This is a genomic window from Pseudomonas marginalis (assembly GCF_024169655.1).
GTDB classification, from domain to species: Bacteria; Pseudomonadota; Gammaproteobacteria; order Pseudomonadales; family Pseudomonadaceae; genus Aquipseudomonas; species Aquipseudomonas paraveronii.
In genome coordinates this window covers 1,054,695-1,080,846 of record NZ_JALJWV010000001.1, presented here as the reverse complement: position 1 = coordinate 1,080,846, position 26,152 = coordinate 1,054,695, and the positions used below count along the sequence as shown (strand labels likewise).

General features: G+C 62.0%; 26 protein-coding genes. 9 read left to right on the top strand and 17 right to left on the bottom strand.

What is annotated here, in order from left to right; genetic code table 11:
• Positions 1-101: 101 nt before the first annotated feature.
• Both cmoA and cmoB read left to right on the top strand, forming a co-directional pair.
• A complete protein-coding gene (cmoA, locus tag J2Y83_RS04840; RefSeq protein WP_247402160.1) occupies positions 102-845 on the top strand; it encodes a carboxy-S-adenosyl-L-methionine synthase CmoA in 744 nt (247 codons plus the stop codon).
• Positions 842-1,798, top strand: coding sequence for a tRNA 5-methoxyuridine(34)/uridine 5-oxyacetic acid(34) synthase CmoB (gene cmoB / locus J2Y83_RS04835; RefSeq protein WP_253393528.1), 957 nt, complete (start codon positions 842-844; stop codon positions 1,796-1,798). Before cmoA ends, cmoB begins: the two co-directional genes overlap by 4 nt.
• A 155-nt stretch (positions 1,799-1,953) precedes the next feature.
• On the opposite strand, the gene tadA is transcribed toward cmoB, so the two are convergent.
• From tadA to lptF, 10 genes are all read right to left on the bottom strand, one after another.
• Positions 1,954-2,451, bottom strand: a complete 498-nt coding sequence (tadA, locus tag J2Y83_RS04830; RefSeq protein ID WP_253393527.1) for a tRNA adenosine(34) deaminase TadA — start codon at positions 2,449-2,451, stop codon at positions 1,954-1,956.
• Positions 2,451-3,833: a multicopper oxidase family protein gene (locus tag J2Y83_RS04825; RefSeq protein ID WP_247402167.1), complete on the bottom strand. Its 1,383-nt coding sequence runs from the start codon at positions 3,831-3,833 to the stop codon at positions 2,451-2,453. The genes tadA and J2Y83_RS04825 overlap by 1 nt, the downstream gene beginning before the upstream one ends.
• Positions 3,834-4,009: 176 nt before the next feature.
• Positions 4,010-4,753 carry a pyridoxine 5'-phosphate synthase gene (gene pdxJ, locus J2Y83_RS04820; protein ID WP_253393526.1) on the bottom strand — a complete coding sequence of 248 codons (744 nt, stop codon included), beginning with the start codon at positions 4,751-4,753 and terminating at the stop codon, positions 4,010-4,012.
• Between the two features lie 51 nt (positions 4,754-4,804).
• Entirely contained in the window at positions 4,805-5,494 is a 690-nt protein-coding gene (gene recO / locus J2Y83_RS04815; RefSeq protein WP_253393525.1) for a DNA repair protein RecO, read from the bottom strand.
• A 164-nt stretch (positions 5,495-5,658) separates the two neighbouring features.
• On the bottom strand, positions 5,659-6,561 hold the full coding sequence (gene era, locus J2Y83_RS04810) for a GTPase Era (RefSeq protein ID WP_247403227.1): 903 nt from the start codon (positions 6,559-6,561) through the stop codon (positions 5,659-5,661).
• Positions 6,554-7,243 carry a ribonuclease III gene (gene rnc, locus J2Y83_RS04805; protein WP_046384585.1) on the bottom strand — a complete coding sequence of 230 codons (690 nt, stop codon included), beginning with the start codon at positions 7,241-7,243 and terminating at the stop codon, positions 6,554-6,556. The genes era and rnc overlap by 8 nt, the downstream gene beginning before the upstream one ends.
• 147 nt (positions 7,244-7,390) lie before the next feature.
• Positions 7,391-8,245 (bottom strand): signal peptidase I, encoded by an 855-nt coding sequence (gene lepB, locus J2Y83_RS04800; protein ID WP_046384586.1) that lies wholly within the window; start codon positions 8,243-8,245, stop codon positions 7,391-7,393.
• A gap of 5 nt (positions 8,246-8,250) precedes the next feature.
• Complete coding sequence (gene lepA, locus J2Y83_RS04795) at positions 8,251-10,050, bottom strand: translation elongation factor 4 (protein WP_253393524.1); 1,800 nt, start codon at positions 10,048-10,050, stop codon at positions 8,251-8,253.
• Positions 10,051-10,201: 151 nt separating this feature from the next.
• Complete coding sequence (gene lptG / locus J2Y83_RS04790; protein WP_247403236.1) at positions 10,202-11,281, bottom strand: LPS export ABC transporter permease LptG; 1,080 nt, start codon at positions 11,279-11,281, stop codon at positions 10,202-10,204.
• A complete protein-coding gene (gene lptF / locus J2Y83_RS04785) occupies positions 11,274-12,392 on the bottom strand; it encodes an LPS export ABC transporter permease LptF (RefSeq protein ID WP_193040447.1) in 1,119 nt (372 codons plus the stop codon). Before lptF ends, lptG begins: the two co-directional genes overlap by 8 nt.
• A 285-nt stretch (positions 12,393-12,677) precedes the next feature.
• Here lptF and J2Y83_RS04780 point away from each other — a divergent pair, with 285 nt between their 5' ends.
• The 5 genes from J2Y83_RS04780 (at position 12,678) to rlmF (ending at position 19,263) form a co-directional block, all read left to right on the top strand.
• Positions 12,678-14,168: a leucyl aminopeptidase gene (locus J2Y83_RS04780; protein WP_253393523.1), complete on the top strand. Its 1,491-nt coding sequence runs from the start codon at positions 12,678-12,680 to the stop codon at positions 14,166-14,168.
• 52 nt (positions 14,169-14,220) lie between these two features.
• Positions 14,221-14,649 (top strand): DNA polymerase III subunit chi, encoded by a 429-nt coding sequence (locus J2Y83_RS04775; RefSeq protein ID WP_247403241.1) that lies wholly within the window; start codon positions 14,221-14,223, stop codon positions 14,647-14,649.
• 7 nt (positions 14,650-14,656) lie between these two features.
• Positions 14,657-15,061: a DNA polymerase III subunit chi gene (locus tag J2Y83_RS04770; protein WP_253400346.1), complete on the top strand. Its 405-nt coding sequence runs from the start codon at positions 14,657-14,659 to the stop codon at positions 15,059-15,061.
• A gap of 174 nt (positions 15,062-15,235) precedes the next feature.
• On the top strand, positions 15,236-18,082 hold the full coding sequence (locus J2Y83_RS04765; RefSeq protein ID WP_253393522.1) for a valine--tRNA ligase: 2,847 nt from the start codon (positions 15,236-15,238) through the stop codon (positions 18,080-18,082).
• Between the two features lie 158 nt (positions 18,083-18,240).
• The gene (rlmF, locus tag J2Y83_RS04760; RefSeq protein WP_253393521.1) at positions 18,241-19,263 is read left to right on the top strand and encodes a 23S rRNA (adenine(1618)-N(6))-methyltransferase RlmF; all 1,023 of its coding nucleotides are present in this window, start codon (positions 18,241-18,243) and stop codon (positions 19,261-19,263) included.
• Positions 19,264-19,330: 67 nt separating this feature from the next.
• Here the strand turns inward: rlmF and J2Y83_RS04755 are convergent, their stop codons facing one another.
• Complete coding sequence (locus tag J2Y83_RS04755) at positions 19,331-19,612, bottom strand: HU family DNA-binding protein (RefSeq protein WP_253393520.1); 282 nt, start codon at positions 19,610-19,612, stop codon at positions 19,331-19,333.
• 397 nt (positions 19,613-20,009) lie between these two features.
• Here J2Y83_RS04755 and yejK point away from each other — a divergent pair, with 397 nt between their 5' ends.
• Together yejK and J2Y83_RS04745 are read left to right on the top strand one after the other, a co-directional pair.
• Complete coding sequence (gene yejK / locus J2Y83_RS04750; RefSeq protein WP_247405233.1) at positions 20,010-21,014, top strand: nucleoid-associated protein YejK; 1,005 nt, start codon at positions 20,010-20,012, stop codon at positions 21,012-21,014.
• The gene (locus J2Y83_RS04745; protein WP_253393519.1) at positions 21,014-21,364 is read left to right on the top strand and encodes a glutaredoxin family protein; all 351 of its coding nucleotides are present in this window, start codon (positions 21,014-21,016) and stop codon (positions 21,362-21,364) included. The genes yejK and J2Y83_RS04745 overlap by 1 nt, the downstream gene beginning before the upstream one ends.
• On the opposite strand, the gene J2Y83_RS04740 is transcribed toward J2Y83_RS04745, so the two are convergent.
• From J2Y83_RS04740 to J2Y83_RS04715, 6 genes are all read right to left on the bottom strand, one after another.
• Positions 21,365-22,342, bottom strand: a complete 978-nt coding sequence (locus tag J2Y83_RS04740) for a FecR family protein (protein ID WP_253393518.1) — start codon at positions 22,340-22,342, stop codon at positions 21,365-21,367.
• Positions 22,339-22,917, bottom strand: coding sequence for an RNA polymerase sigma factor (locus J2Y83_RS04735; protein ID WP_253393517.1), 579 nt, complete (start codon positions 22,915-22,917; stop codon positions 22,339-22,341). Before J2Y83_RS04735 ends, J2Y83_RS04740 begins: the two co-directional genes overlap by 4 nt.
• A gap of 7 nt (positions 22,918-22,924) precedes the next feature.
• Positions 22,925-23,251 (bottom strand): DUF3325 domain-containing protein, encoded by a 327-nt coding sequence (locus J2Y83_RS04730; protein WP_253393516.1) that lies wholly within the window; start codon positions 23,249-23,251, stop codon positions 22,925-22,927.
• Entirely contained in the window at positions 23,252-24,826 is a 1,575-nt protein-coding gene (locus J2Y83_RS04725; protein ID WP_253393515.1) for a PepSY domain-containing protein, read from the bottom strand. It lies immediately after the preceding gene.
• Positions 24,823-25,125 (bottom strand): DUF3649 domain-containing protein, encoded by a 303-nt coding sequence (locus J2Y83_RS04720; RefSeq protein WP_253393514.1) that lies wholly within the window; start codon positions 25,123-25,125, stop codon positions 24,823-24,825. The genes J2Y83_RS04725 and J2Y83_RS04720 overlap by 4 nt, the downstream gene beginning before the upstream one ends.
• Before the next feature lie 94 nt (positions 25,126-25,219).
• Positions 25,220-26,131, bottom strand: coding sequence for a LysR family transcriptional regulator (locus J2Y83_RS04715; RefSeq protein ID WP_253393513.1), 912 nt, complete (start codon positions 26,129-26,131; stop codon positions 25,220-25,222).
• Positions 26,132-26,152 lie beyond the last annotated feature (21 nt).

Genomic DNA, 26,152 nt, shown 5'->3' with positions numbered 1-26,152 from the left:
CCACAGTCCCCAATTTATAGCGCAACTTATCAGACAGCCCGCGCATCCCACGTCCAAGTTGGCTAAAATGCCGGCCTCTCCCCCTCGTCGCCGGAACAACCGTGAGCAAAGAACCCGATCGCCTATTCGCCCAGCCCCTGCCCCAGGTGCCGGACTTCGCCTTTAACGAGGACGTGGTGCGGGTATTCCCGGACATGATCAAGCGCTCGGTGCCCGGTTACCCGACCATCGTCGAAAACCTCGGCGTGCTCGCCGCGCAGTTTGCCCAGCCCAACAGTGCGCTGTACGACCTGGGGTCCTCCCTCGGCGCGGTCACCCAGGCGTTGCGCCGCCACGTGCGTACCGACGGCTGCCACGTCATCGCGGTGGATAACTCGGCGGCGATGGTCGAGCGCTGCCGCGAGTACCTCAATGGCCAGGACTCGATGTTCCAGGAGTTGCTGCCGGTGCAGGTGATCGAGGGCGATATCCTCGCGCTGCAGTTCCAGCCGGCCTCGGTGGTGGCGCTGAACTTCACCCTGCAATTCATCGCCCCCGATCAGCGCCTGGCGTTGCTCGGGCGCATCCGCCAAGCGCTGTTGCCGGGCGGTGCGTTGATCCTCTCGGAGAAGCTGCGTTTCAATGATGCGCAAGAACACGCGCTGCTCACCGATCTGCATGTCGCGTTCAAACGCGCCAACGGCTACAGCGAGCTGGAAATCGCCCAGAAGCGCAGCGCCATCGAAAACGTCATGAAGCCCGACAGCCTCGAAGAACACCGCGAACGCCTGCTGGCGGCCGGGTTCTCGACCGTCGTGCCGTGGTTCCAGTGTCTTAACTTTGCCTCGTTGATTGCCTTGCCATGATTGATCTGTCCCCCCTCGCCCGCCACTTGGTCGGCACTCCCCTGGCCGTATGGGCCCAGAGCCTGCAAGCGCAACTCGATAGCAAGATGGAAAAGGGGCATGGCGACCTGGAGCGCTGGCAGAGTGCGCTGGATGCACTGCCGAAAATCCAGCCCAGCGAAGTCGATTTGCTCAATGGCCTGACCCTCGACACCGTTTGCGACGACGCCACCCGCGCGCAAATGCATACCGCGCTGATGGGCCTGAGCCCGTGGCGCAAAGGCCCGTTCCACCTGTTCGGCGTGCATGTGGACACCGAATGGCGTTCGGACTGGAAGTGGTCGCGGGTCGCGCCGCACCTGGACCTGAAGGGCAAACGCATTCTCGATGTCGGCTGCGGCAACGGCTATTACATGTGGCGCATGCTCGGCGCCGGTGCCGACAGTGTGATCGGCGTGGACCCGAACTGGTTGTTCTTCTGTCAGTTCCAGGCGGTACAGCGCTACCTGTCGGCACCGAACGCCTGGCACCTGCCATTCCCGTTCGAGGACTTGCCGGCGAACCTGGAAGGCTTCGACACCGTGTTTTCCATGGGTGTGTTCTACCACCGTCGCTCGCCGATCGAGCATTTGCTGGCGCTGAAGGACTGCCTGGTCAAAGGCGGTGAACTGGTGCTGGAAACGCTGGTGGTCGAAGGCGATCAGCAGCAGGTGCTGGTGCCGGAAGACCGTTACGCGCAGATGCGCAACGTGTGGTTCCTGCCGTCGGTGCCGGCGTTGATGCTGTGGCTGCGCCGGGCCGGGTTCAGTGAGGTGAGGTGCGTGGATGTGAGTGTGACCACGGTGGAGGAACAGCGGGGGACGGAGTGGATGAAGTATCAGTCGCTGAGTGACTTCCTCGACCCGGACGACCACAGCAAGACCATCGAAGGGCTGCCGGCGCCGATGCGGGCAGTGATCATCGCCAAGAAATAACCCCGATCTCCCTGAAAAAAATGGAGATCAACATGTGGGAGGGGGCTTGCCCCCGATAGCAGTGTGTCAGTCAGCTTATCTATAGCTGACCCACCGCCATCGGGGGCAAGTCGAATCGTCGCACCGCCCCTCCCACATTTGCTCATCAGTGTTCTTTAGAGTGGGGGCTTAGCCCGGCGGGCCTTGAAGAACTCACTCAACACCGTCCCGCATTCCTCGGCCAGCACCCCGCCTTCATACAACACCCGATGGTTGAGAAACCCCTGGGTAAAAAACTGTCCCTGGCTTTGCACAATCCCCGCCTTCGGCTCCAGCGCGCCGTAGACCACCCGCGCGATGCGCGAATGCACGATCAGGCCCGCGCACATGCTGCACGGTTCCAGCGTCACATACAGCGTGCTGCCGGGCAGGCGATAGTTGCTCAGCGCCTGGGCGGCGGCGCGGATGGCGACCATTTCGGCATGGGCGCTGGGGTCGTGGCCGCTGATCGGGCAATTGAAGCCACGGCCGATGATGACACCGTCCTGCACCAGCACCGCGCCCACCGGTACTTCGCCCAACGCCGCGCCCTGCGCCGCCAGCGTCAGGGCTTCGCGCATGAAGTCCTGGTCGCGGCTGCGGTCGATAATCGCCGTGGGGCGAAACTGGCGCATCACGCTACCTCGATGGCGGCCATCAGGCCGGTTTCCATGTGGTCGATCACATGGCAGTGGAACATCCACACCCCCGGATTATCCGCCACCAGCGCCACGCGGGCGCGTTCGTTCTTGCCCAGCAGGTAGGTGTCGGTGAAGTACGGAATCACCGTGTGGCGGTTCGAGGCGATCACTTTGAAGCTCATGCCGTGCAGGTGGATCGGGTGCTGGTACTGGGTCATGTTTTTCAGTTCAAAAATGTAGCTCTTGCCCTTCTCCAGCTTGGCAATCGGGCGGTCGGCGCAGGCCTTGTCGGTGATGTCCCAGGCCTGGCCGTTGATCTGCCACAGGCTCGGCGGCTTGCCGTTATCGACGTTGACCGATACCGAGCCGACCCATTCGAAATTGAAGTTGAGTTTCTCGGCGTTGGCCAGGTCCGGCTCGCTGATCGGGTTGGCGGGCAGCGCAGGCGGCCATTCAGTCGGCGCGTCGGCGTTGGCCACCGAGCGGAACGTGCCCAGGCGCACCGGGCCGTTGCGGATCGACAGTTCTTCGCCCGCCGGCGGCGCCTTGATCGCCAGGCAGATACGCATGCCCGGGCCGAGCCAGTATTCCTTGCCCAGGGGACGCGGCTCGATGGGGTTGCCGTCCAACGCATAGATCTGCGCGTCGACGTCGGGAATATTGAGGCGATAGGTCAGCGTGTTGTCGAGGTTGAGCAAGCGCACGCGGGTGATCTGCCCAGCGGGTAAATCGATCACCGCCTGGGCCACGCCATTGATCGTCGACAAGCGCCCGGCCGTGCCGCCACGCGCCGCTTCACGGGGCACGCTGAACGCGACAAAGGCGCCCTCTTCGTCGACGTGCCAGCTTTTCAGGCTGAGGGTGCGTTCGTGCTTGAAACCGGTGGGCTCGCGCTCTTCGACGATCAGCGGGCCGACCAGGCCACGGCCGAGTTCTTCGCTGCTGTTCACGTGAGGGTGATACCAATAGCTGCCGGCGTCGGGCACGCGGAACTTGTAGTCGAAGTATTCGCCGGGCAACACCGGCAATTGCGAAACGTAGGGCACGCCGTCCATTTCCAGCGGCAGGCGGATGCCATGCCAGTGGATGGTGGTGGCGACCGGCAGGTGGTTGATAAAACGCACCCGCAGCCATTCGCCCTGGCGCACGCGCAGCTCGGTGCCGGGAGCCGACGGGCCGAACGCCCAGGCTTGGGTTGTGTGCCCCGGCACCAGTTCCACATCGAGGGGCGCGGCGATCAGTTCGTAGTCGTGTCCCGCCTCGGCCTCGGCGACCTTGCCCAGCCAGTAGCGGTAGCCGCCACCGGCACCGACGCCCACTACGGCCAGGCCGGCAAGACCACCCAGGATTTGTCGACGGGAAAAGGATCGGGACACAACAACCTCACGTATCTGCCGCAGACCAGGGGTCCGCAAAGGGCAGACACGATACACCTGCGACGGCTAAACAGTAAGACTTCGCATTGCCGCATGCCGAAAACACCGAAGGCTAATGTGGGAGGGGGCAAGTCGAATCGTCGCACCGCCCCTCCCACATTGGATCTTCATTGCTTTTAGTGCTTGGCAGCGGCCAGGATCAGGGCCTTCATCTCGGCGACCGCGCCTTTGAAACCGACGAACAACGCGTGCGCCACCAGCGCATGGCCGATGTTCAGTTCGTTGATGCCCTTGATCGCGGCCACGGCTTCGACGTTGTGGTAGTGCAGGCCGTGGCCGGCGTTGACGATCAGGCCGTGGTTGAGACCGCAGTTCACGCCGTCAATGATGCGTTGCAGCTCATCGGCGACTTCGGTCGGCGTGGTCGCATCGGCATAACGCCCGGTGTGCAGCTCGATGGCCGGCGCGCCAACGCGGTGCGAGGCTTCGATCTGGCGCTCATCGGCATCGATGAACAGCGAGACTTCGCTGCCGATCTGCGACAGGCGCTCCACCGCAGCCTTGATCCGCGCTTCCTGGCCGGCCACGTCGAGGCCGCCTTCGGTGGTCAGTTCCTGACGGGTCTCCGGCACCAGGCAGATATGCGCCGGGCGGATGCGCTCGGCGAACGCCATCATTTCTTCGGTGACGCCCATTTCGAAGTTCATGCGGGTTTGCAGCACATCCTTGAGCAGCAGCACGTCGCGCTCCTGGATGTGCCGGCGGTCTTCGCGCAGGTGTACGGTGATGCCGTCGGCGCCCGCTTCTTCGGCGTCCAGCGCGGCTTTGACCGGGTCCGGGTAACGGGTGCCCCGGGCCTGGCGCAGCGTGGCGACGTGGTCGATGTTGACGCCGAGAAGAATGCGATTGCTGGTGGTCACGGAAGCGCTCCTGAATAGGGAAAGAAACGCTGCACAGCATACACGGGGTTGTCAGGGCTTTCGAAACAACTCGCGACTGACCAGCGGCCGCCCGCCCAGATGCACGGCCAGGGCCTGGCGCATCAGGCGCTTGGCGGCGGACAAGGCGCCCGGCGCGCTCCAGTCAGCTTCGCTCATGGCCAGCAGTTCGGTGCCCTGAAACAGGCCGGGTTGCAGCAGGTACACACGCTCCAGGCCGGCGTCGACTTGCAGGCGATACATGCCGTCGGCGGCGATGGGCTCGCCGTGCAGGTCGTTGCTCAGTTCAAAGCCGTAGCCCAGGTCGTCGAGCAGACGCCATTCGAACGCGCGCAACAGCGGTTCCAGCGGGCGGCCTTCGGCCAGCGCCAGCAGCGTCGCGGCGTAGTGATCGAAGACCGCCGGGTGCGGGTCTTCGGCGGGCAACAGGCGGATCAGCAATTCATTGAGATAGAGGCCACTGAACAGCGCTTCGCCATTGAGCCAGGCGGAGTTGCCGACGCTTTCCAGGCGGCCGACGTTTTTCAGCTCGCCCTTGCCACGAAATTCCACGTCCAGCGCCACGAACGGCCGCGCCAAGGTACCTGTCTTGCCCCGCGCGCTGCGCAACACCGCGCGCAGGCGACCCTGGGGCGTGAGGAAATCCACCAACGCGCTGGTCTCGCGGTAGGCGCGGCTGTGCAGCACATAGGCGGGTTGGCTGGGAGGCGGGGTTGAGGACATGGGTTCTCGTTGCTGGAATGCACTAGTGAAAACAACACAAACCTAATGTGGGAGGGGGCTTGCCCCCGATGGCGGTGGCTCAGTCAAAATATTTAGTGACTGACACTCTGCTATCGGGGGCAAGCCCCCTCCCACATTTATAGCCCTGCGGTGGATTCGCGTCCTTACAGGTCGCCGTAACCCAGGGAGCGCAATGCGCGCTCATCATCGGACCAGCCACCCTTCACCTTCACCCACAGGTTCAGCATGATCTTGGAATCGAACAGCAATTCCATGTCCTTGCGCGCTTCAGTGCCGATGCGCTTGATGCGTTCGCCCTTGTCGCCAATGATGATTTTTTTCTGGCCGTCACGTTCGACGAGGATCAGCGCATGGATATGCAGGGTCTTGCCTTGCTGCTTGAACTCTTCGATTTCGACGGTGATCTGGTACGGCAGCTCGGCGCCCATCTGGCGCATGATTTTCTCACGCACCAGTTCGGCGGCGAGGAAACGGCTGCTGCGGTCGGTGATCTGGTCTTCCGGGAAGAAGTGCTCGTTCTCCGGCAGGTAGCCGGCAATCACGCGCTCCAGGGCTTCGAGGTTGTGCCCGTGCTGGGCCGAGATCGGCATGATCTGGGCGTTCGGCAGTTGTTCCTGCAGCCAGCTCAGGTGCGGCATCAGCTCGGCTTTGTCTTCGATGCGGTCGGTCTTGTTCAGCGCGACGATCAACGGGCCGGTGACGTACTGCACGCGCTCGAGGACCATCTGGTCTTCGTCGGTCCACTTGGTGCGGTCGACCACGAAGATCACCACGTCGACGTCTTTCAACGCAGCCGAGGCGGTCTTGTTCATGTAGCGGTTCAGGGCTTTCTCGCCGCCTTTGTGCATGCCCGGGGTGTCGACGTAGACCGCTTGCACGGTGCCTTCGGTCTTGATGCCCAGCATGTTGTGACGGGTAGTCTGCGGCTTGCGCGAGGTGATCGCGAGCTTCTGGCCGAGGATGTGGTTGAGCAGCGTGGACTTGCCCACGTTGGGACGGCCGACGATGGCAACATAGCCACAGCGTGTTGCGGTTGAATCAGTCATGGCCATTCTCCACGCCCAGGGCAATCAGTGCTGCGGCGGCCGCTACCTGTTCGGCAATACGACGGCTCACACCCTGACCTCGGCTTTTTTCATTCAATAAGGTGATTTCACATTCCACGAAAAAGACGCGGCAATGCGGTTCACCCTGGATATCCACCACTTCGTAGCGTGGCAGTTCGCACCCGCGGGACTGCAGGAATTCCTGCAGACGGGTCTTGGGATCTTTGTTGGTGTCGACCAGGGTCAGGCTTTCGATCTCGGACGTCAGCCAGGCGGTAACGCGTGCCTTGGCCGCTTCCATGCCCGCATCCAGATAGATGGCGCCGATCAGCGCTTCAAGCGCGTCGGCCAGGATCGACTCACGACGGAAACCGCCGCTCTTCAACTCACCGGAACCCAGGCGCAGGTACTCGCCCAGGCCAAAACCACGGGCCAGCACGGCCAGGGTCTCGCCCTTCACCAACCGCGCACGCAAGCGCGACAGCTGGCCTTCACGGGCTTGAGGGAAGCGTTCGAACAGGGCTTCACCGGCGACGAAATTGAGGATGGCATCACCGAGGAATTCCAGGCGTTCGTTGTTACGCCCTGCAAAACTGCGGTGTGTGAGAGCAAGGACCATCAGTTCCTGGTCTTTGAAGGTGTAGCCGAGCAGGTGCTCGAGACGACTTAGAGAAACGCTCACGGTTTACCCATATCTGTTTGGTGGCACCGGCGGCCATCGACGATTGACGCAGTGTTCAAATTCAAATCCTGGTTGGTGCTGCATGAGGCTGGAGATTGTCCAAGCCCCAAAAAAGCATTCGGCGCTGTGATCACAGCGCCGTCTGTATTACTTGATCAGCCCGACCCGCGAGAAGTTCGGCAGGTGGCTGAGTTTGGGTTCCGGCCAGCTCATCCAGACCGCGAAGGCCTTGCCGACGATATTCTGGTCGGGAACCATGCCCAGCAGGTCCTTGGGAATGGTTGGATCATCCCAATAGCGGCTGTCGTTGGAGTTGTCGCGGTTGTCGCCCATCATGAAATAGTGCCCGGCCGGCACTTTCCATTCGCCATCGGGCATTGCGCGGTAGCGACTCATTTCCTTGCGGATTTCGTGCTCCACCGCACCGAGTTTTTCCTGATACAGCTCGGCGCTGCCCAGGGTGTTCGGTTCGGCACCCAGTAGCTTCTCGGCCACCGACTCACCGTTGATGAACAAGCGCTTGTCGCTGGTGTAGCGAATCACGTCACCCGGCAGGCCGACCACACGCTTGATGTAGTTGACGTTCGGATCGCTCGGGTAGCGAAACACCATCACATCGCCGCGCTGCGGGTCGCCGATCTCGATGACTTTTTTGTCGATCACCGGCAAGCGAATCCCGTAGGAAAACTTGTTCACCAGGATGAAGTCGCCCACGTCCAGGGTCGGTTTCATCGACCCCGACGGAATCTGGAACGGCTCCACCAGGAACGAACGCAGCACCAGTACGATGAACAGCACCGGGAAGAACGATTTGCCGTATTCAACCAGCAAAGGTTCTTTGTTCAGCTTCTCGATCACCACGACATCGGGCTGGCTGACGCTGCCCTGATAGGACGCGATAGCCGCCCGCCGACGCGGGGCGAAGAACACCAGATCGAGCAACGCCAGGAGTCCGCAAACGGCAACGGCGATGACCAGCAACAGCGGGAAATTTAGCGACATAGGACCTAACTATCCAACCTGAGCACCGCAAGGAAGGCTTCTTGTGGAATTTCCACGTTGCCCACTTGCTTCATGCGTTTTTTACCGGCCTTTTGCTTCTCAAGCAGCTTGCGCTTACGGCTGACGTCGCCACCGTAGCATTTGGCCAGTACGTTCTTTCTGAGTGCCTTGACGGAAGTCCGCGCAATGATCTGCCCGCCAATGGCGGCCTGGATCGCGACGTCGAACATCTGGCGCGGAATCAGTTCTTTCATCTTCTCGGTCAACTGTCGACCTTTGTAGTGCGCGTTGTCCTTGTGCACGATCAGTGCCAGGGCATCGACCTTGTCGCCGTTGATCAGCACATCCAGCTTCACCAGATTAGCCGACTGGTAACGATCGAAGTGGTAATCCAGCGAAGCATAGCCGCGACTGGTGGATTTGAGACGGTCGAAGAAGTCCAGGACCACTTCGTTCATCGGCAAATCGTAGGTCACTTGCACCTGGGTCCCGAGGAACAGCATGTCGTGCTGTATGCCACGTTTCTCGATACACAGGGTAATGACGTTGCCCAGGTGCTCCTGCGGCACAAGAATATTGGCGCGCACGATCGGCTCGCGCATGTCTTCGATGGAAGACAGGTCCGGGAGCTTGGAGGGGTTGTCGACGTAAATCGTTTCACCGTTTTTGAGCAACAACTCAAAAATAACGGTTGGCGCGGTGGTGATCAGGTCCAGGTCGTATTCGCGCTCAAGGCGCTCCTGGATGATCTCCATGTGCAGCATGCCGAGGAACCCGCAACGGAAGCCGAAGCCCAGGGCGTCGGAGCTTTCCGGGGTGTACTGCAACGACGAGTCGTTGAGGGTCAGCTTTTGCAGGGCTTCGCGGAAGTCTTCGAAGTCGTCGGAGCTGACCGGGAACAGGCCGGCGTACACCTGCGGCTGGATGCGTTTGAAGCCCGGCAGCACGTCGACGTCAGGGGTGGAACTCAAGGTCAGGGTGTCACCCACCGGCGCACCGTGAATGTCCTTGATGCCGGCGATGATGAAGCCGACTTCACCGGCTTTCAGATCAACGGTGGCGGTGTGTTTCGGATTGAACACACCGACGCTGTCCACCAGGTGGATCTTGCCGGTGGATTTGACCAGGATCTTGTCGCCCTTTTTCACACGGCCGTGGCGCACGCGTACCAGGGAGACAACCCCCAGGTAGTTGTCGAACCAGGAGTCGATGATCAACGCTTGCAGCGGATCTTCGTAGTTGCCGGTTGGGGCAGGAATGGTTTTCACCAGGCGTTCGAGCACTTCGTCGACGCCCAGGCCGGTCTTGGCGCTGCACTCGACGGCGTCGGTGGCGTCAATGCCGATGATTTTTTCGATTTCTTCCTTCACGCGGTCCGGATCGGCCTGCGGCAGGTCGATCTTGTTCAGCACCGGCATGACTTCCAGGCCTTGCTCGATGGCGGTGTAGCAGTTGGCCACGGACTGGGCTTCAACGCCCTGCCCCGCGTCCACCACCAGCAGCGCGCCTTCACAGGCCGCCAGCGAACGGCTGACCTCATAGGTGAAGTCGACGTGGCCGGGGGTGTCAATGAAGTTCAGCTGGTACTTGATACCGTCTTTGGCGGTGTAATACAGGGTAACGCTGTGGGCCTTGATGGTGATCCCGCGCTCGCGTTCGAGGTCCATGGAGTCCAGCACCTGGGCTTCCATTTCACGCTCGGCAAGGCCGCCGCACATCTGGATGAATCGATCGGCCAGCGTCGACTTGCCATGGTCAATGTGGGCGATGATGGAGAAATTGCGGATATGACTCAAATCACTCACGGATCAACACTCAAAAAGGCTGCAGGCAGACTGCCCGCTGAAAAATAGCCGGGAATTGTACCTGATGCTCGGGCCAGGCGTCATCTTTGCTGACCAGAACAAAAATGCCCCGATCTCTCGAACGGGGCATTTTTTGTTCATAAGCGCACGATCACCCGGCGCGGCGCAGCAGCCAGAACCCGGCCAGGGCGCATATAGCGGTCGGCACCAGCACCGCAAACAACGGTGAGAAACCGAACACCAGGCTCGATGGGCCCAGCAAATCCTGGGCAATACGGAAGGCAAAGCCCACCAGCACGCCGGTAAAGACCCGCTGACCGAGGGTCACGGAGCGCAACGGGCCGAAGATAAACGAGATCGCCATCAGCACCAGCGCGGCAGTGACCACCGGCTGCAGCACCTTGACCCAGAACGCCAGCCAGTAGCGACCGTTGCTCAGTCCCTGGTCCTTGAGGTAGTGGATATAGCTCCACAGCCCGGAGATCGGCAGGCTTTCCGGGATCATCACTACCGTATTGAGCAGTTCCGGCTTCAGGGCGATGTCCCATTGCTCGGTCGGCACATTGATCACTTCGGTGCTGGCCTTGGTGCCCTGGCCGACATTGCGGAAGTAGGTGGTGGTGACGTCGGTCAGTTGCCATTGCTCGGCGCTGTATTGGGCGCGCTTGGCGAAACTGGAGGACAACATGTGGCGTTCTTTGTCGAACGTGTAGCGAGTGACCCCCACCAACAGGCCGCCCGGCTGCACGGCGTTGATGTGGATGAACTCATCACCCTGGCGGTGCCACAAGCCATGCCTGGCGCTCTGGGCATCGCCCGAGCCCTGGGCCAGGGCGCGATTGGCCTGGGCGGTGGATTCGGCCGGCGGTGCGACGTATTCACCGATCAGCACGCTGCACATCATCAGCAGCAACATGGGCTTCATCACCGCCCAGACGATACGGCCGATGGAAACACCGGCGGCGCGCATGATGGTCAGTTCACTGTTGCTGGCCAGGCTGCCGAGGCCGATCAGGCAGCCGATCAACGCAGCCATCGGCATCATGTCGTAGAGACGACGCGGCGCGGTCAATGCCACGTAGCTCAGCACGTCCCACACGGTATACGTGTCGGTGACGTTACCCACTTCATCGATAAAGGCGAACAACGACGCCAACCCGAGAATGATGCCCAACACCGCCAGGATGGCGATCAGTACGCTGCTACCAATGTAGCGATCGAGCTTAGCCACGAGCCAACTCCTTCTGGCCAAGACGGCTCTTCATTTTCAGACGGATAGGTTCCCAATAGAGCAGCCCGAGGCCGATCATCAGGAAGATCCCGTGTACCCACCACAGGCCCAGCGTCGGTGACAGCTTGCCCTTTTCCAGGGAGCCGCGGGCGGAGATCAGGATGGTCAGGTAGGCCATGTACAGCAGGATCGCCGGCAGCAGCTTGAGGAAGCGGCCCTGGCGCGGGTTGACGCGGGACAGCGGCACGGCCATCAGGGTCACGATGAACACCAGCAACGGCAGGGAAATACGCCATTGCAGCTCGGCGATGGAGCGCAACTCCGTGCTGCCCAACAGCGCCTGGGTCGGGATCGCATCGCGGTCGGTGACCTCGTTGCTGATGTCCGGGCGGGCGAGCATCACGCCATAGGTGTCGTACTTGATGGCGCGGTAATCGGCCTGGCCGGGGCTGCCGTCATAGCGATAGCCGTTTTCCAGGATCAGGTAGCGGCTGCCGTCGGGGCGCACTTCCTGGCGCCCGGAATCGGCGACCAGGACGGAGATGCCACGGTCTTTCTTGTCCTGCCCCAGGCGTTTCTCGGAGATGAACACCCCGCCGAGGTTGGCGCGGTCGTCAGTGAGGGTTTCGGTGTAGGTCACCCGCGTACCGTCACTGAGTGCCTGGAAGCGGCCCGGTTCGAGGGTGTCGAACTCGGTCATGGCGTCCTGTTTGTTCAGCACCAGTTCGAACTGCATGGCGCCCTGGGGGGCCAGGCTCAGGCTCAGCCAGGCGACGATCAGCGCCACGCCGGCGGCCGGGATCATGGTCATGCCCAGCAGGCGTTGCTGGCTCATGCCGGTGGCCGAGAGCACGGTCATTTCGCTTTCAAGGTACAGCCGGCCATAGGCCAGCAGAATCCCGAGGAACAGGCCCAACGGCAGGATCAGTTGCAAAAAGCCCGGCAGACGAAAGCCCATGATCAGGAACAGTGAACCGGGGTCCAGAGCACCGGAAGCAGCCTGAGCCAGGTATTTGACGAAACGACCACTCATGATGATGACCAGCAATACCGCGCTCACGGCACTCAGGGTCAACAGGACTTCGCGGGACAGATAACGGAAGACGATCAAACCAGACACTCCAGGGTTGTCAGGCTAAGGCGGCCAAACAAGCAAGCATAACGAGTCGGCCCGTTTAAACAGGCCGGCTAAAAAGATGGCGCATTATCCTGTGATTGACCGCGCCTGTCACGGAGCTTACTCATGCGCGTACACAAAGCGTGCGGCAAGGGTTGTCAGGCTCCGCCAGCGAGGTTCAAACTGCGGGCTTTGTCGCTGGCGGTTTACACGGCTGCCAGGCTTTAAAGCCGGAGCACACAGACTCCAGGCTCACAGACCTTTATAAGGGACCCGAACATGGAATTGGTTGTAAAAAGCGTTAGCCCCGAAACGTTGAAAACCGCCACCCTCGTGGTCGCTGTCGGCGAAGGCCGCAAGCTCGGCGTTGCCGCCAAACAACTCGACGAACTGAGCGGCGGCGCCATCAGCGCGGTCCTCAAGCGCGGCGACCTGGCCGGCAAAGTCGGCCAGAGCCTGCTGCTGCAAAGCCTGCCCAACCTCAAGGCCGAGCGTGTGTTGCTGGTGGGCGTGGGCAAGGACGCCGAACTCGGCGACCGCCCGTTCCGCAAGATCATCAGCGGCATTCTTACCACCCTCAAGGGCCTGGGCGGCAGCGATGCAGCGCTGGCACTCGATGAAATCGTGGTCAAAGGCCGCGACAGCTACGGCAAGACCCGCCTGCTGGCCGAAAGCCTGCTCGACGGCGGCTACGTCTTCGACGAGTTCAAGAGCCAGAAAGCCGAACCGCGCGCCCTGAAGAAAGTCACCCTGCTGACCATCAAGGCCGCCCAGGCTGAAGTCGAACGCGCCGTGACCCACGCCCAGGCTATCGCCGCCGGCATGTCGTTCACCCGTGACCTCGGCAACATGCCGCCGAACATTTGCCACCCGACCTACCTGGGCGAACAGGCCAAGGCGCTGGGCAAGGAATTCAAGAGCCTGAAAGTCGAAGTGCTGGACGAGAAGAAGATCAAGGAACTGGGCATGGGCTCGTTCTACGCGGTCGGCCAGGGCAGCGATCAGCCGCCACGCCTGATCGTGATGCAATACAACGGCGGCAAGAAGGCCGAGAAGCCTTACGCCCTGGTCGGCAAAGGCATCACCTTCGACACCGGCGGCATCAGCCTCAAGCCGGGTGCCGGCATGGATGAGATGAAGTACGACATGGGCGGCGCCGCCAGCGTGTTCGGCACCCTGCGTGCGGTGCTGGAGCTCAAGCTGCCGATCAACCTGGTGTGCATCCTGGCCTGCGCCGAAAACATGCCGAGCGGCGGCGCGGCCCGTCCGGGCGATATCGTCACCACCCTCAGTGGCCAGACCGTCGAGATCCTCAACACCGACGCCGAAGGCCGCCTGGTGCTGTGCGATGCCCTGACCTACGCCGAACGCTTCAAGCCACAGGCAGTGATCGACATCGCCACCCTGACCGGTGCCTGCATCGTCGCCCTCGGCTCCCACACCTCGGGCCTGCTGGGCAACAACGACGAACTGATCGAGCAACTGCTCAGCGCCGGCAAGGCCGCCGACGACCGCGCCTGGCAACTGCCGCTGTTCGATGAGTACCAGGAACAACTGGACAGCCCGTTCGCCGACATCGCCAACATCGGCGGCCCGAAAGCCGGCACCATCACCGCGGCCTGCTTCCTGTCGCGCTTCGCCAAGAACTTCAACTGGGCACACCTGGACATCGCCGGCACCGCCTGGACCAGCGGCGGCAAGGACAAGGGTGCCACCGGCCGTCCGGTGCCACTGCTGACCCAGTACCTGCTGGATCGCGCCAAGGCCTGAAAACCGTGACCCCGGGGCGGCGCTACAGCCGCCTCGGGCTCCAGGAACCGCAATGACCCAAGTCGACTTCTATATATTGCCCAGCGCCGACCCGCTCGCGCGCCTGGACTTTGCCTGCAAACTCACCGAAAAAGCCTGGCGCATGGGCCACCGCATCTACCTGCATTGCAGCGATGCCGCTCAGCGCGACGAGCTCGACGCCCGCCTGTGGCGCTTCAAGGGCGAAAGTTTCGTACCCCACGGCCCCGCAGAAGCTGAACCCGAAGGCCAGGTGGTCCTGGGTGTGGGCGACAGCTGCGGCGATCACCATGACCTGCTGGTCAACCTCGACCTGAAAGTCCCGGCCTTTGCCAAGGCGTTCGCCCGTGTGGCCGAAGTGGTGGTGGAAGATCCGGCTATTCGTCAGGCCGCGCGGGAGAGTTTCCGTTTCTATCGCGAACAGGGCTATCCTTTGCAGGATCACCGGCTACAACGACTTTGAGTGCATGATGGACACCCCGAATACGATAAAAAAAGACGACCACCTGTTGGACGACCTGGAGTCGATCCGTCAGTTACTGGGTGATGACAACCTCCAACCGCCGCTGCTGACGGAAACCGTCAATGGCGACGTGCAGATTCCCCTGCTGTTCGACATGGTCGGCGCCAAGCCGGTTGAGCCGCTCGAACCGCCACCTGCCCCGGCCACCCCGGTTGTCGAAGCGGCGCCCGCTGCAGCGCCTGCCGAAAAGACCCCGGATGCCTTGCTGCTGCACCTGGACAACGAACTGCGCGCCGCCGCGCAATTGATCATGCAGGACGTGATCGACGACTTCGCCCCGCATATCGAAACCGAGATCAAGCGCCGGATGGATGCGCGGATGGAGCGGTTACTCAGTCAATACCAGAATTAGCGCCCCTGTAGGAGCGAGCTTGCTCGCGAAAAACGTCAATGATGGCGCGGACATCCTGAATGAACGCGCGGCCCTTCAGGTTTTCGCGAGCAAGCTCGCTCCTACCCCTCGCCCCTATCCCCCGTTATACTTGTCGGCTTTCCTGAATTAATGCCAACTAGGGTCCCGCCGCGCATGGATAAGACCTACCAGCCGCACGCTATTGAAACTTCCTGGTACCAGACCTGGGAGTCCGAGAATTATTTCGCTCCGCAAGGCGCGGGCGATTCCTACACCATCATGATTCCGCCACCGAACGTCACTGGCAGCCTGCACATGGGCCATGGCTTCAACAATGCGATCATGGATGCGTTGATCCGTTTCCGTCGCATGCAGGGCCGCAACACCTTGTGGCAACCGGGCACCGACCACGCCGGTATCGCCACGCAGATGCTGGTGGAACGCCAACTCGAAGCCACCGGCCAGAGCCGTCACGACCTGGGCCGCGAGAAATTCCTGGAAAAAGTCTGGGAATGGAAGGATCAGTCCGGCGGCAACATCAGCCGTCAGATCCGTCGCCTGGGCTCGTCCGTCGACTGGAGCCGCGAGCGCTTCACCATGGACGACGGTCTGTCGGAAGCCGTGAAAGAAGCCTTCGTGCGCCTGCATGAAGACGGCCTGATCTACCGCGGCAAGCGCCTGGTCAACTGGGACACCAAGTTGCACACGGCAATTTCCGACCTCGAAGTGGAAAACCACGACGAGAAAGGCTTCCTGTGGAACCTCAAGTACCCGCTGGCCGATGGCGCCAAGACCGCTGAAGGCAACGACTACCTGATCGTCGCCACTACCCGTCCGGAAACCATGCTCGGCGATGCCGCCGTGGCCGTTAACCCGAACGATGAGCGCTACCAGGCCCTGATCGGCAAGTTCGTCGAACTGCCGCTGGTTGGCCGGCGCATCCCGATCATCGCCGACGACTATTGCGACCCTGAATTCGGCACCGGCTGCGTGAAAATCACCCCGGCCCACGACTTCAACGACTACGAAGTCGGCAAGCGCCACAACCTGCCGCTGATGAACATCTTCGACAAGAATGCCGCCGTGCTGCCGGCCTGCCAGGTGTTCAACCTCGACGGCACGCTGAACGAGAGCATCGACGGCAAGATCCCGGCCGAATACGCCGGCCTCGACCGTTTCGAAGCGCGCAAGCAGATCGTTGCCGCCTTCGACGCCGCCGGCCTGCTGGTCAGCGTCGACGACCACAACCTGAAAGTGCCGAAGGGCGACCGCTCCGGCACTATCATCGAGCCTTGGCTGACCGACCAGTGGTACGTGTCTACCAAACCGCTGGCCGAGCCGGCGATTGCTGCCGTGGAAGATGGCCGTATCCAGTTCGTGCCCAAGCAATACGAAAACATGTACTTCTCGTGGATGCGCGACATCCAGGACTGGTGCATCAGCCGTCAGTTGTGGTGGGGCCACCGCATTCCGGCCTGGTATGACGAGTCGGGCAAGGTCTACGTCGGCCGCGACGAAGCCGAAGTGCGCGCCAAGCACAACCTCGGCCCGGACGTAGCCTTGCAACAGGACAACGACGTACTGGACACCTGGTTCAGCTCGGGCCTGTGGACCTTCTCGACCCTGGGCTGGCCGCAGCAGACCGAATTCCTGAAGAAATTCCACTCCACCGACGTACTGGTCACCGGCTTCGACATCATTTTCTTCTGGGTCGCCCGGATGATCATGATGACCATGCACCTGATGAAGAACGAGGACGGTACCCCGCAGGTGCCGTTCAAGACCGTGTACGTCCACGGCCTGGTGCGCGATGGCCAGGGCCAGAAGATGTCCAAGTCCAAGGGCAACGTCCTTGATCCGCTGGACATCATCGACGGCATCGACCTGGAATCCCTGGTGCAGAAACGCACCTCGGGCTTGATGCAGCCGAAACTGGCGAAAAAGATCGAGAAGCAGACCCGCGACGAGTTCGCCGACGGCATCGCCAGCTACGGCACCGACGCCCTGCGCTTTACCTTCTGCTCGCTGGCGTCCACCGGTCGCGACATCAAGTTCGACATGGGCCGCGTCGAAGGCTATCGCAACTTCTGCAACAAGATCTGGAACGCGGCGCGCTACGTGCTGGATAAAGGCGAAGACTGCGGGCAGAACGGTGAAGCCGTCGAACTGTCCCTGGCCGACCGCTGGATCATCTCGCAGTTGCAGCGCACCGAAGCCGAAGTGACCCGCCAACTCGACCAGTTCCGTTTCGACCTGGCCGCACAAGCCTTGTACGAGTTCATCTGGAACCAGTATTGCGACTGGTACCTGGAACTGTCCAAGCCAGTGCTGTGGGACGAAAACGCGCCGGTCGAACGCCAGCGCGGCACCCGTCGCACCCTGGTGCGCGTACTCGAAGTGGCGCTGCGCCTGGCGCACCCATTCATGCCGTTCATCACCGAAGAAATCTGGCAGCGCCTCGCGCCGCTGGCCGGTGTCCAAGGCAAGACCATCATGCTGCAACCTTGGCCAGTGGCCAACGAAGCCCGCATCGATGAGGCTGCCGAAAGCGATATCGAATGGCTCAAGAGCCTGATGCTCGGCACGCGCAACATCCGCGCCGAGATGAACATCGGCCCGGGCAAGCCACTGGCGGTATTCGTGAAGAACGCCAGCGCCGAGGACCAGCGTCGCCTCACCGAGAACGATGCGCTGCTCAAGAAGCTGGCCAAGCTGGAGTCGATCACCGTGTTGGCGGCTGGCGCCGAAGCGCCACTGTCGGCGACCGCGCTGGTCGGCGACATGGAAGTGCTGGTGCCGATGGCCGGCCTGATCGACAAGGGCGCGGAACTGGCCCGTCTCGACAAGGAAATCCTGCGCCTGCAAGGCGAAGTGCAGCGGGTCGGCGGCAAGCTGTCCAACGCGGCATTCGTCGACAAGGCACCGGCTGAAGTGATCGACAAGGAACGCGCCAAACTGGCCGAGGCTGAACAGGCCCTGGGCAAGCTGGCGGAGCAACATGCGCGGATTTCCAGCCTGTAAGGGCTAGCCGTGTAAAAAAAAGAGACCTTCGGGTCTCTTTTTTTTCCTTTGCAAACCCGATCAATGTGGGAGGGGGCTTGCCCCCTTCCCACATTTGATCGAGTTGACCTCAGGATGTGTGACAATGCCCACCACTTTGAGCCAACACCAGAATCATCATGACCGCCCCCAGCACACCGAAACCTTCGCGCAAGAAGCCTAAAACCGCCGCCACGGCCAAACCCGTCGTGCCGCGTAAAGAGGCCAGCCTGCACCCACGCAACCGCCACCAGGGCCGTTACGACTTCCCGGCGCTGATCAAGACCACGCCGGAACTGGCGCAATTCGTGATCATCAACCCTTACGGCAAGGAAAGCATCGACTTCGCCAGCCCGGACGCCGTGCGCGTGTTCAACCGGGCGCTGTTGAAGTCCTTCTATGGCGTGCAGCATTGGGACATCCCGGCGGATTACCTGTGCCCGCCGGTGCCGGGGCGTGCCGACTATGTACACTTCCTCGCCGACCTGCTGGCCAGCGTCAATGACGGCGAAATCCCCCGTGGCGCGCCGGTCAAGGTGCTGGACATCGGCATGGGCGCCAACTGCGTCTACCCGCTGATCGGCTACAGCGAATACCGCTGGCACTTCCTCGGTTCGGAAGTCGACCCCACCGCAGTCGCCGCCGCCAAGGCCATCGTGCAGTCCAACGGCCTGAACAAGGCGATCCAACTGCGTCAGCAGAGCAATCCCAAGCACATTCTGCTGGGCCTGCTGGAACCCGGCGAGCGCTTTGACCTGACCATGTGCAACCCGCCGTTCCACGCGTCCATGGACGAAGCCACCAAGGGCAGCGAACGCAAATGGCGCGCCTTGGGCAAGGCCGACCCAAAACGCAAGTTGCCGGTGCTGAACTTCGGCGGCCAATCGGCCGAGCTGTGGTGTGAAGGCGGTGAAGCGCGCTTCGTAACACAATTGATCGCCGAGAGCGCGCACTTTGCCCACAAGGTGCTGTGGTTCAGCACCCTGGTGTCGAAAGCCTCGAACCTGCCGGCGATCCAGACTGCGCTGAAAAAGGCCGGTGTACTGGAGAGCCAGGTGGTGGAAATGTCCCAAGGGCAGAAGCAGAGCCGGTTTGTCGCCTGGACCTTCCAGACCCCCTCCGAGCAGCAGGTGTGGCGCCAGCGCTGGGCGCGTAAAGACTGAGCCCAAATCCCGGGCAACAAAAAACCGTGCCCGGATCGCTCCGGCGCACGGTTTTTTTTGCTGCGTCTTACTTGTTAACAGCGTCGGTCAGGCCTTTGGCCACAACCAGCTTGATAACTTTCTTGGCAGCGATTTCGATGGCAGCGCCAGTCGAAGGGTTACGGCCAGTACGGGCAGGGCGCTCGGTCACTTTCAGTTTGCCAACGCCTGGCAGAGTGATTTCGCCGCCGTTTTCCAGCTGATCAGCAACAATTTGAGCCAGCTGGTCCAGCAGAGCGCGCACGGTGGTTTTCGGTGCGTCTACTGCTTCAGCCAGGTCAGCGATCAGTTGGTCTTTAGTAATAGCCATTGTGGTGTTCCTTCCCTATCAAATTCATATGGATTGCAGAGTGCAGTGTCAGCCGTCGAGCCCGACCGTCAAGGCCTGGCATCCCCGGCTATAACCACGGAGATCGGGGTTATAGATGCTTGAAACGGGGATTGGTTCGACCTGACAAGTGCTGAATGCACGCTTAACGCCGAGTCTTGGGCGTAAGACCGGGCAAAACTAGCACAGAGACGGGGAAATATCCGCTTCTACCTACCCATTTGGTCAGCTTTATCGCTCTAAACCGTGAAAAAAAGGCATATGGCCCGTCGGAGGCCTTCCAAAACACCTTCAAAGCACGTCTTGGCCAATGGGTGCGGTACACTGGGCGACTTTTCGGGGAGGCCAACCGCTCCCCTATCAACCAGCCGAGAAGCCTATGCCGATCCGTCATTGCATCGTCCACCTGATCGACAAAAAACCCGACGGCACACCCGCAGTTCTCCACGCCCGCGACTCCGAGCTTGCCGAGTCGGCCGCGATCGAGAACATGCTTGCCGACCTCAACGAGAGCTACAACGCCAAACAAGGCAAGGCCTGGGGTTTCTTCCATGCCGAGTCGGGCGCGCACCCGTTCAGCGGCTGGTTGAAGGAGTATTTCGAGGGTGGCCAGGATTTCACCACGTTCAGCCGCACCGCCGTCGAACACCTGCAGAAGCTGATGGAAGAGTCCAACCTGTCCACCGGCGGCCACGTGCTGTTTGCCCACTACCAGCAAGGCATGACCGACTACCTGGCCATCGCCCTGCTGCACCACAGCGAAGGCGTGGCGGTCACCGACGAACTGGACGTGACCCCATCGCGCCACCTCGACCTGGGCCAATTGCACCTGGCGGCGCGGATCAACGTGTCCGAGTGGCAGAACAACAAGCAGTCCAAGCAGTACATCTCGTTTATCAAAGGCAAGAATGGCAAGAAAGTCTCGGAATACTTCCGCGATTTCATCGGTTGCCAGGAAGGCGTCGACGGCCCAGGCGAAACCCGCACCCTGCTCAAGGCGTTCAGCGACTTCGTTGAAAGCGAGGACCTGCCCGACGAAACTGCCCGCGAAAAAACCAAGACCCTGGTGGACTACGCCAGCAGCCAGGCCAAGCTCGGCGAGCCGATGGGCCTGGAAGAATTGTCGGGTTTGATCGATGAAGATCGGCCTAAGGCGTTCTACGACCATATCCGTAACAAAGACTACGGCCTGTCGCCGGAGATCCCGGCCGACAAACGCACCCTCAACCAGTTCCGCCGCTTCACCGGGCGCGCCGAGGGGCTGTCGATCAGTTTTGAAGCGCACCTTCTGGGCGACAAGATCGAGTACGACGAAGCCGCCGGCACCCTGATCATCAAAGGCCTGCCGACCCAACTGACCGACCAGCTCAAGCGCCGTAACTGATGCTCGGCGGGGTCTTTAAAAAAGTCCTGCTGGTGTTGCTGGTGGTGGTAGTGATCCAGAACTGGGGCAAGGTCGAACGGCTGTTCAACCCGTCCCAGGTGGTCGCCGAGCAGACGCGGGCCTCGGCGCGCGTGGTGCTCTATTCGACCGAGTGGTGTGGCTACTGCAAACAGATCCGCCGCTTCCTCGACCAGAAAGGTATTCCGTACCAGGCGTTCGATATCGACAAAGACGCCGCAGCGCGCAAGGCCTATGAGGCATTGGGCGGTGGTGGGATTCCGTTTGTGGACGTGAATGGCACGTTGATTCGCGATTACAGCCCCGACGCGATCATGGCGGCGCTGAAGTAATCAGCGCACCACAATCATCCGTCCCAACACCGTGTGCTGCTCGAACCCCAGCACCGCCTGCAACGCATTCAGTACGGCGTGCGGATCGTTACTCGGGAAGCTGCCACTGACACGCCGGGCGCCCACTTCGTCGTTGAGCAGCAGGATGCGCCCAGGGTAGTAACGCTGCAGATCCTCGATCACCTCGGCCAGCGGCGCCTTGTAGTAGTTGAGCCAGCCGTCGCGCCAGGCCAGGCGTGCTTCGCTGTTGACCGCGTGCCAGGGTTCGGCGACGCCATCGGCGTAGGCCACTTGCTGACCCGCCGTAAGAATTTGCTGCTGCCCCTGCTTGGCCGGTGTGACGCCGACCCGCCCCGACAACACCGTCACCTGCGCGCCCGCCGGTTGCAGGCGCACTTCGAACTGCGTGCCCAGCACCCGCGTTTCACCGCTGCCCGCTTCCACCACAAATGCCGCGCCGGTGTGAGTCACGCTGAAAAAGCCCGCACCGCGACGCAGTTGGACATGCCGCTCACCCTGGCTGAAATCCACAGCGATGGCGCTGTCGGCATCCAGGGTGACGTGGGATTGATCGGCCAGGGTCACGGTTTTCACCTCGCCCGGCGCCGTGACGTAATCCGCGCCGAAGTCCTCGACCCAACGCGACGGTTGCCAGCCGGCGCCCATCGACAGCATCACCAGCAGGCACGCGGCCATCGCCAGCGCGCCGGCCCCGCGCATGACCCGCGAGCGTTTCGAGGTGTGCATCGCATTCAGGTAGCCCTGCAAGGCCAGCGCGTCTTCATCCGCCAGTTTGCGCGCCGGTACTTCGCTCAACTCCCAAAGCAATTGGGCCTGGGAATAGGCCTGGACATGCGCCGGGTCGGCCTGCAGCCAACGGCTGAAGGTGGCCTGGTCGCCGCTGCTGGGCTGGTCGTGCAACAGGCTCAGCCAAGCCAGTGCGGCCTGTTGCTGGTCGGGCGTCGGGGTGACGTTCACGGTGCTTTCCCTGGCGAGCGTGGAGGCGATGGCTCACGAAGGCTGGCTTTGCAGGCTTCGAGGGCACGCATCATATGTTTTTCCACGGCACTTTGGGACAGCCCCATGGCCTTGGCGATTTGCGCGTACTTGCGGCCGTGGATGCGGTTGAGCAGGAAGATCTGGCGGGTACGCTCGGGCAAGCTGCGCAAGGCGGCTTCGACGTGACGCAGGTCGTTGCCGGCCTCCAGCGCAGCCTGGGGCTCGGAGCCCTGATTGTCCTGCTGCTCGGGCAACCAGCCTTCGTTGCTGCGCACCCGCGCGCTTTCACTGCGCAAGTGGTCGATGGCGATATTGCCGGCGCAGCGCAGCAGGTACGTGCTGAGTTCTTCGACCTGCACCAGCGGCCGGCGCCAGAAGCGCAGGAACAAGTCCTGCACCAGGTCGGCCGCCGTGGCACGACAGCCCACGCGCCGGCTGACCAGCGCTTCCATTTGCGAGCGCTGGGACAAAAACACCTGCAGGAAATGCGCACGCCCACCCGCCGCGTCAGCGGGCTGGCTGTCCTGGGGTTCCGGTGGCGTACTGATCATCATGCGCGGCTCACAGGGTGGCGAAGGCCGCGACGGGGCTGGCCAGCAGGCCAACGCCCGCCAAGCTCAAGGCCAACCTTGGCCGATACGGCAACAGCAGCACCAGCAGCAGCGCGCTGAGCATCAACACCGCGCACCACTCCACCAGCCCCTGGGCCCAGCCCGTGGCGGCCACCGCCGGCCAGATCGATAGCGTCAGCAGCCACCCGCCAGCCACGCGCAACCCCAAGCGACGACGCGGCGACGGCTTGCTGTGCAGCAGTTCGCCATGGTGACGGTCGGTGGACAGGCACAGTGCGGTAAACCCGGCGTAGCACATCAACCATGCGAGCAACATTCAGTGCGCCTCCGATTTGAGATTGAGCGGGCGTGCCCTTTCGACCTTGGGTTGGGGCGCCGTGCGACGGTGCATTTTCCAGGCGGCCCAGGCGAGAAACACACCGCTGCCCAGGCACGTCAGGTCGAAGCCGGCCATGGCCCAGTCGCCCGTCGCCAGCGACACGCCCAGGTGGTTCGAGGTGGTCAGCGCGTTGAGCAGAGGGATCGCGCTAAACAACAGTGCGCCAACGCTCAGTTGCTCGACCCAGGCCTGGCGCCCTCGACGCAGCACGGCGTGCAACAGGCTCAGGCCCCAGACGATAAAGAAGACCTGCACTTCCCAGTCGGAACGCTCGGCAACGCTCACCGGCAGCAAACGGTTGGCCCAGAAGAACGCCGCAATGGCGAGCAACAACCCGGACATGCTGGCGATATTCAGCACTTGCACCAGACGCAGCTCAAACGGCATACCCCCGGTTTTGGCGTGCTTGAGTTGGCGCTTGCCGAGCCAGATCACCAGCCCGGTGCCAATCATCGCCGTGCCCGCCAGCCCGCAGATAAAGTACAGCCAGCGCAACACCGGACCGGCGAAATGGCCCATGTGCAGGCCATAAAAACTGCCGCTGATCGCCGCCGGCAGCGATTGCTCGGCGCTGACCCGCAGCAGTTCGCCGGTGCTGCCGTTGAACGACACGGTGCTGCCGAAATCATGCACCACGCGGTCGGCGCCGGCGCGGAACACATTGACCGAGGCGTTCACGTCACTTGGGTTATTCACCGCCAGCCGCCCCACATGCCCACCCGCCCACTGCGCCCGCGCCTGCTCGTACATCGGCAGCAACGGCAACAAGGTGCCGGGCTGGCCGAGCGCCGGCGCGTTGTCGGTGGAGGGAAACACATCGTTGAAGAAGGCCCGACTGTCGTTGCCGTAAGAGGCCACGATGGGGGCCGGCATGACCAAGCTCATGAAGATCACCAGGCTGCTGTAGGTGATCATCAAATGAAACGGCAGCACCAGTACGCCCACTGCGTTATGCCCGTCGAGCCAGGAGCGCTGGCCCTTGCGAGGGCGGAAGGTGAAGAAGTCCTTGAAGATTTTTTTGTGGGTGATGATGCCGGTGATCAATGCGACAAACATCACCATCGCGGCAAGGGTGGATAACCAGCGGCCCCAGGGATGCGGCATTTGCAACTGGAAGTGGAAGCGATAGAAGAACTCGCCGCCCTTGCTTTCACGGACCTGCACGGCTTGGCCGCTGACCGGGTCGAGGACTTTCTGGATGAAGTCACCGCGTTTGCCGGGGTCGACCTTGTCTTGCCACATCACCGACAGGCCAGGGTCGCGGCTGTCCGGCAAGGTGATAAACCAGCGTGCAGCGTTGGGCGCCTGCTGTTGCAAGTAGGCTTGGGCTACCGCGAGGCTGCGCCCATCGTCCAACGGGTGGGCCTGCACTTCGGGCTGGGTCCAATGGCTGATTTCATCTTTGAAATACGACAAGGTGCCCGTCAGAAAAATCGCAAACAGCAGCCAGCCAAAGATCAGTCCGGCCCAGGTGTGCAACCAGGCCATCGCCTGGCGAAAACCTTCTTTCATGTGCGTGCCATCCATACACCCACACCCGCCAAGGTCGCGAACAACGCGCTCGGCAACATCACGCCACACCACGCACGCCAAGCCGTGCGGCAGGCAAAGCACCACAGCACCGCCAACAGGTAGAACACAAACGAACTCATCATCCCGGTGATCACCGCATCGGCGCGGGACGTGGGCAGCCACAGCGCCAGGCAGATGGCGGCCAGGGACGCCATCAGATAGCCGCCGAGCACAGCGGCCAATGCGCGTGACGTGACAGCGAGGCGGTAAGCGGCGGGAAACGAGGTTTTGCTTTTCATGCAGGAAGCGCCAGGTTCATCAGAGCGCAATATTAATGATAAATATTCTCATAAGCAAAAGAGAACGGATGAATCACCTGCCTGAAGGCAAAACCTAACTGCCCGCCAGGCAACTCGGGGTGCCCGCGACCAAGGCGTCGATGGCGCAGCGCGTCTTGGCCGGCATGTGCGCCGCCGTGGGCCAGATCACATGGATCGGCGCGGGCTGCTCGCGGTAGCTCGGCAGTACCGCTTCCAGTTGCCCGCGCAGCACATAGTGCGCAATCAGCCAACTCGGCAACCAGGCCAGGCCCACGCCGGCGATGGCAGCATCGGCCACGGCCTGGAGGTCGTCCATCATCAGCGGCGACGCGACCTGCACACGGTGCGGGCGGCCCTGGGCGTCGTTGAGCTGCCACTCCAGGCGCGGCGCAGTGCAGCGGTAGGCAATGCCGCGATGTCCGGCCAAATCCTCAAGACGCTCGATTCGCCCGACACGCTGCAAATACGCCGGGGCTGCCGCCAGGCCGATGGCCTGCTCGCCCAGGCGCCGCGCGCTCAGGCGGTCGGTGTCGGGTAACGCGCCGATGCGCACCGCCAGGTCGAAGCCTTCCTGGGCCACGTCGATCAGCCGGTCAGAAAACGAAATATCAATCTCCAACTGCGCAAACCGATCCAGCAGGCCCCACAGCGCCGGCGCCGCGTAGTGATGCCCGAAAGCCAGCGGCAAGCTCGCCCTCAAGCGCCCGCGAGGCTGCTGCCGACCGCTTTCCAGCACCGATTCGGCCGCTTCCAGCTCGGCCAGCGCGCGCAGGCAATGCTCGTAATAGGCCTGCCCGTCCTCGGTCAAACGCTGGCGGCGGGTGGAGCGCTGCAACAGGCACGTACCCAGGCGCGCCTCGAGTCGCGCCAAGCCTTTGCCCACGGCCGAACGGGTGAGGTTCAGCCGTTCGGCGGCTTCGGTCAGGTTGCCGCTCTCGACGATCTGCAGAAAGAGTTCAACGCCATCAAAACGTGGGGTGGCCATGCTGTAATTGTCGCCTTTGAT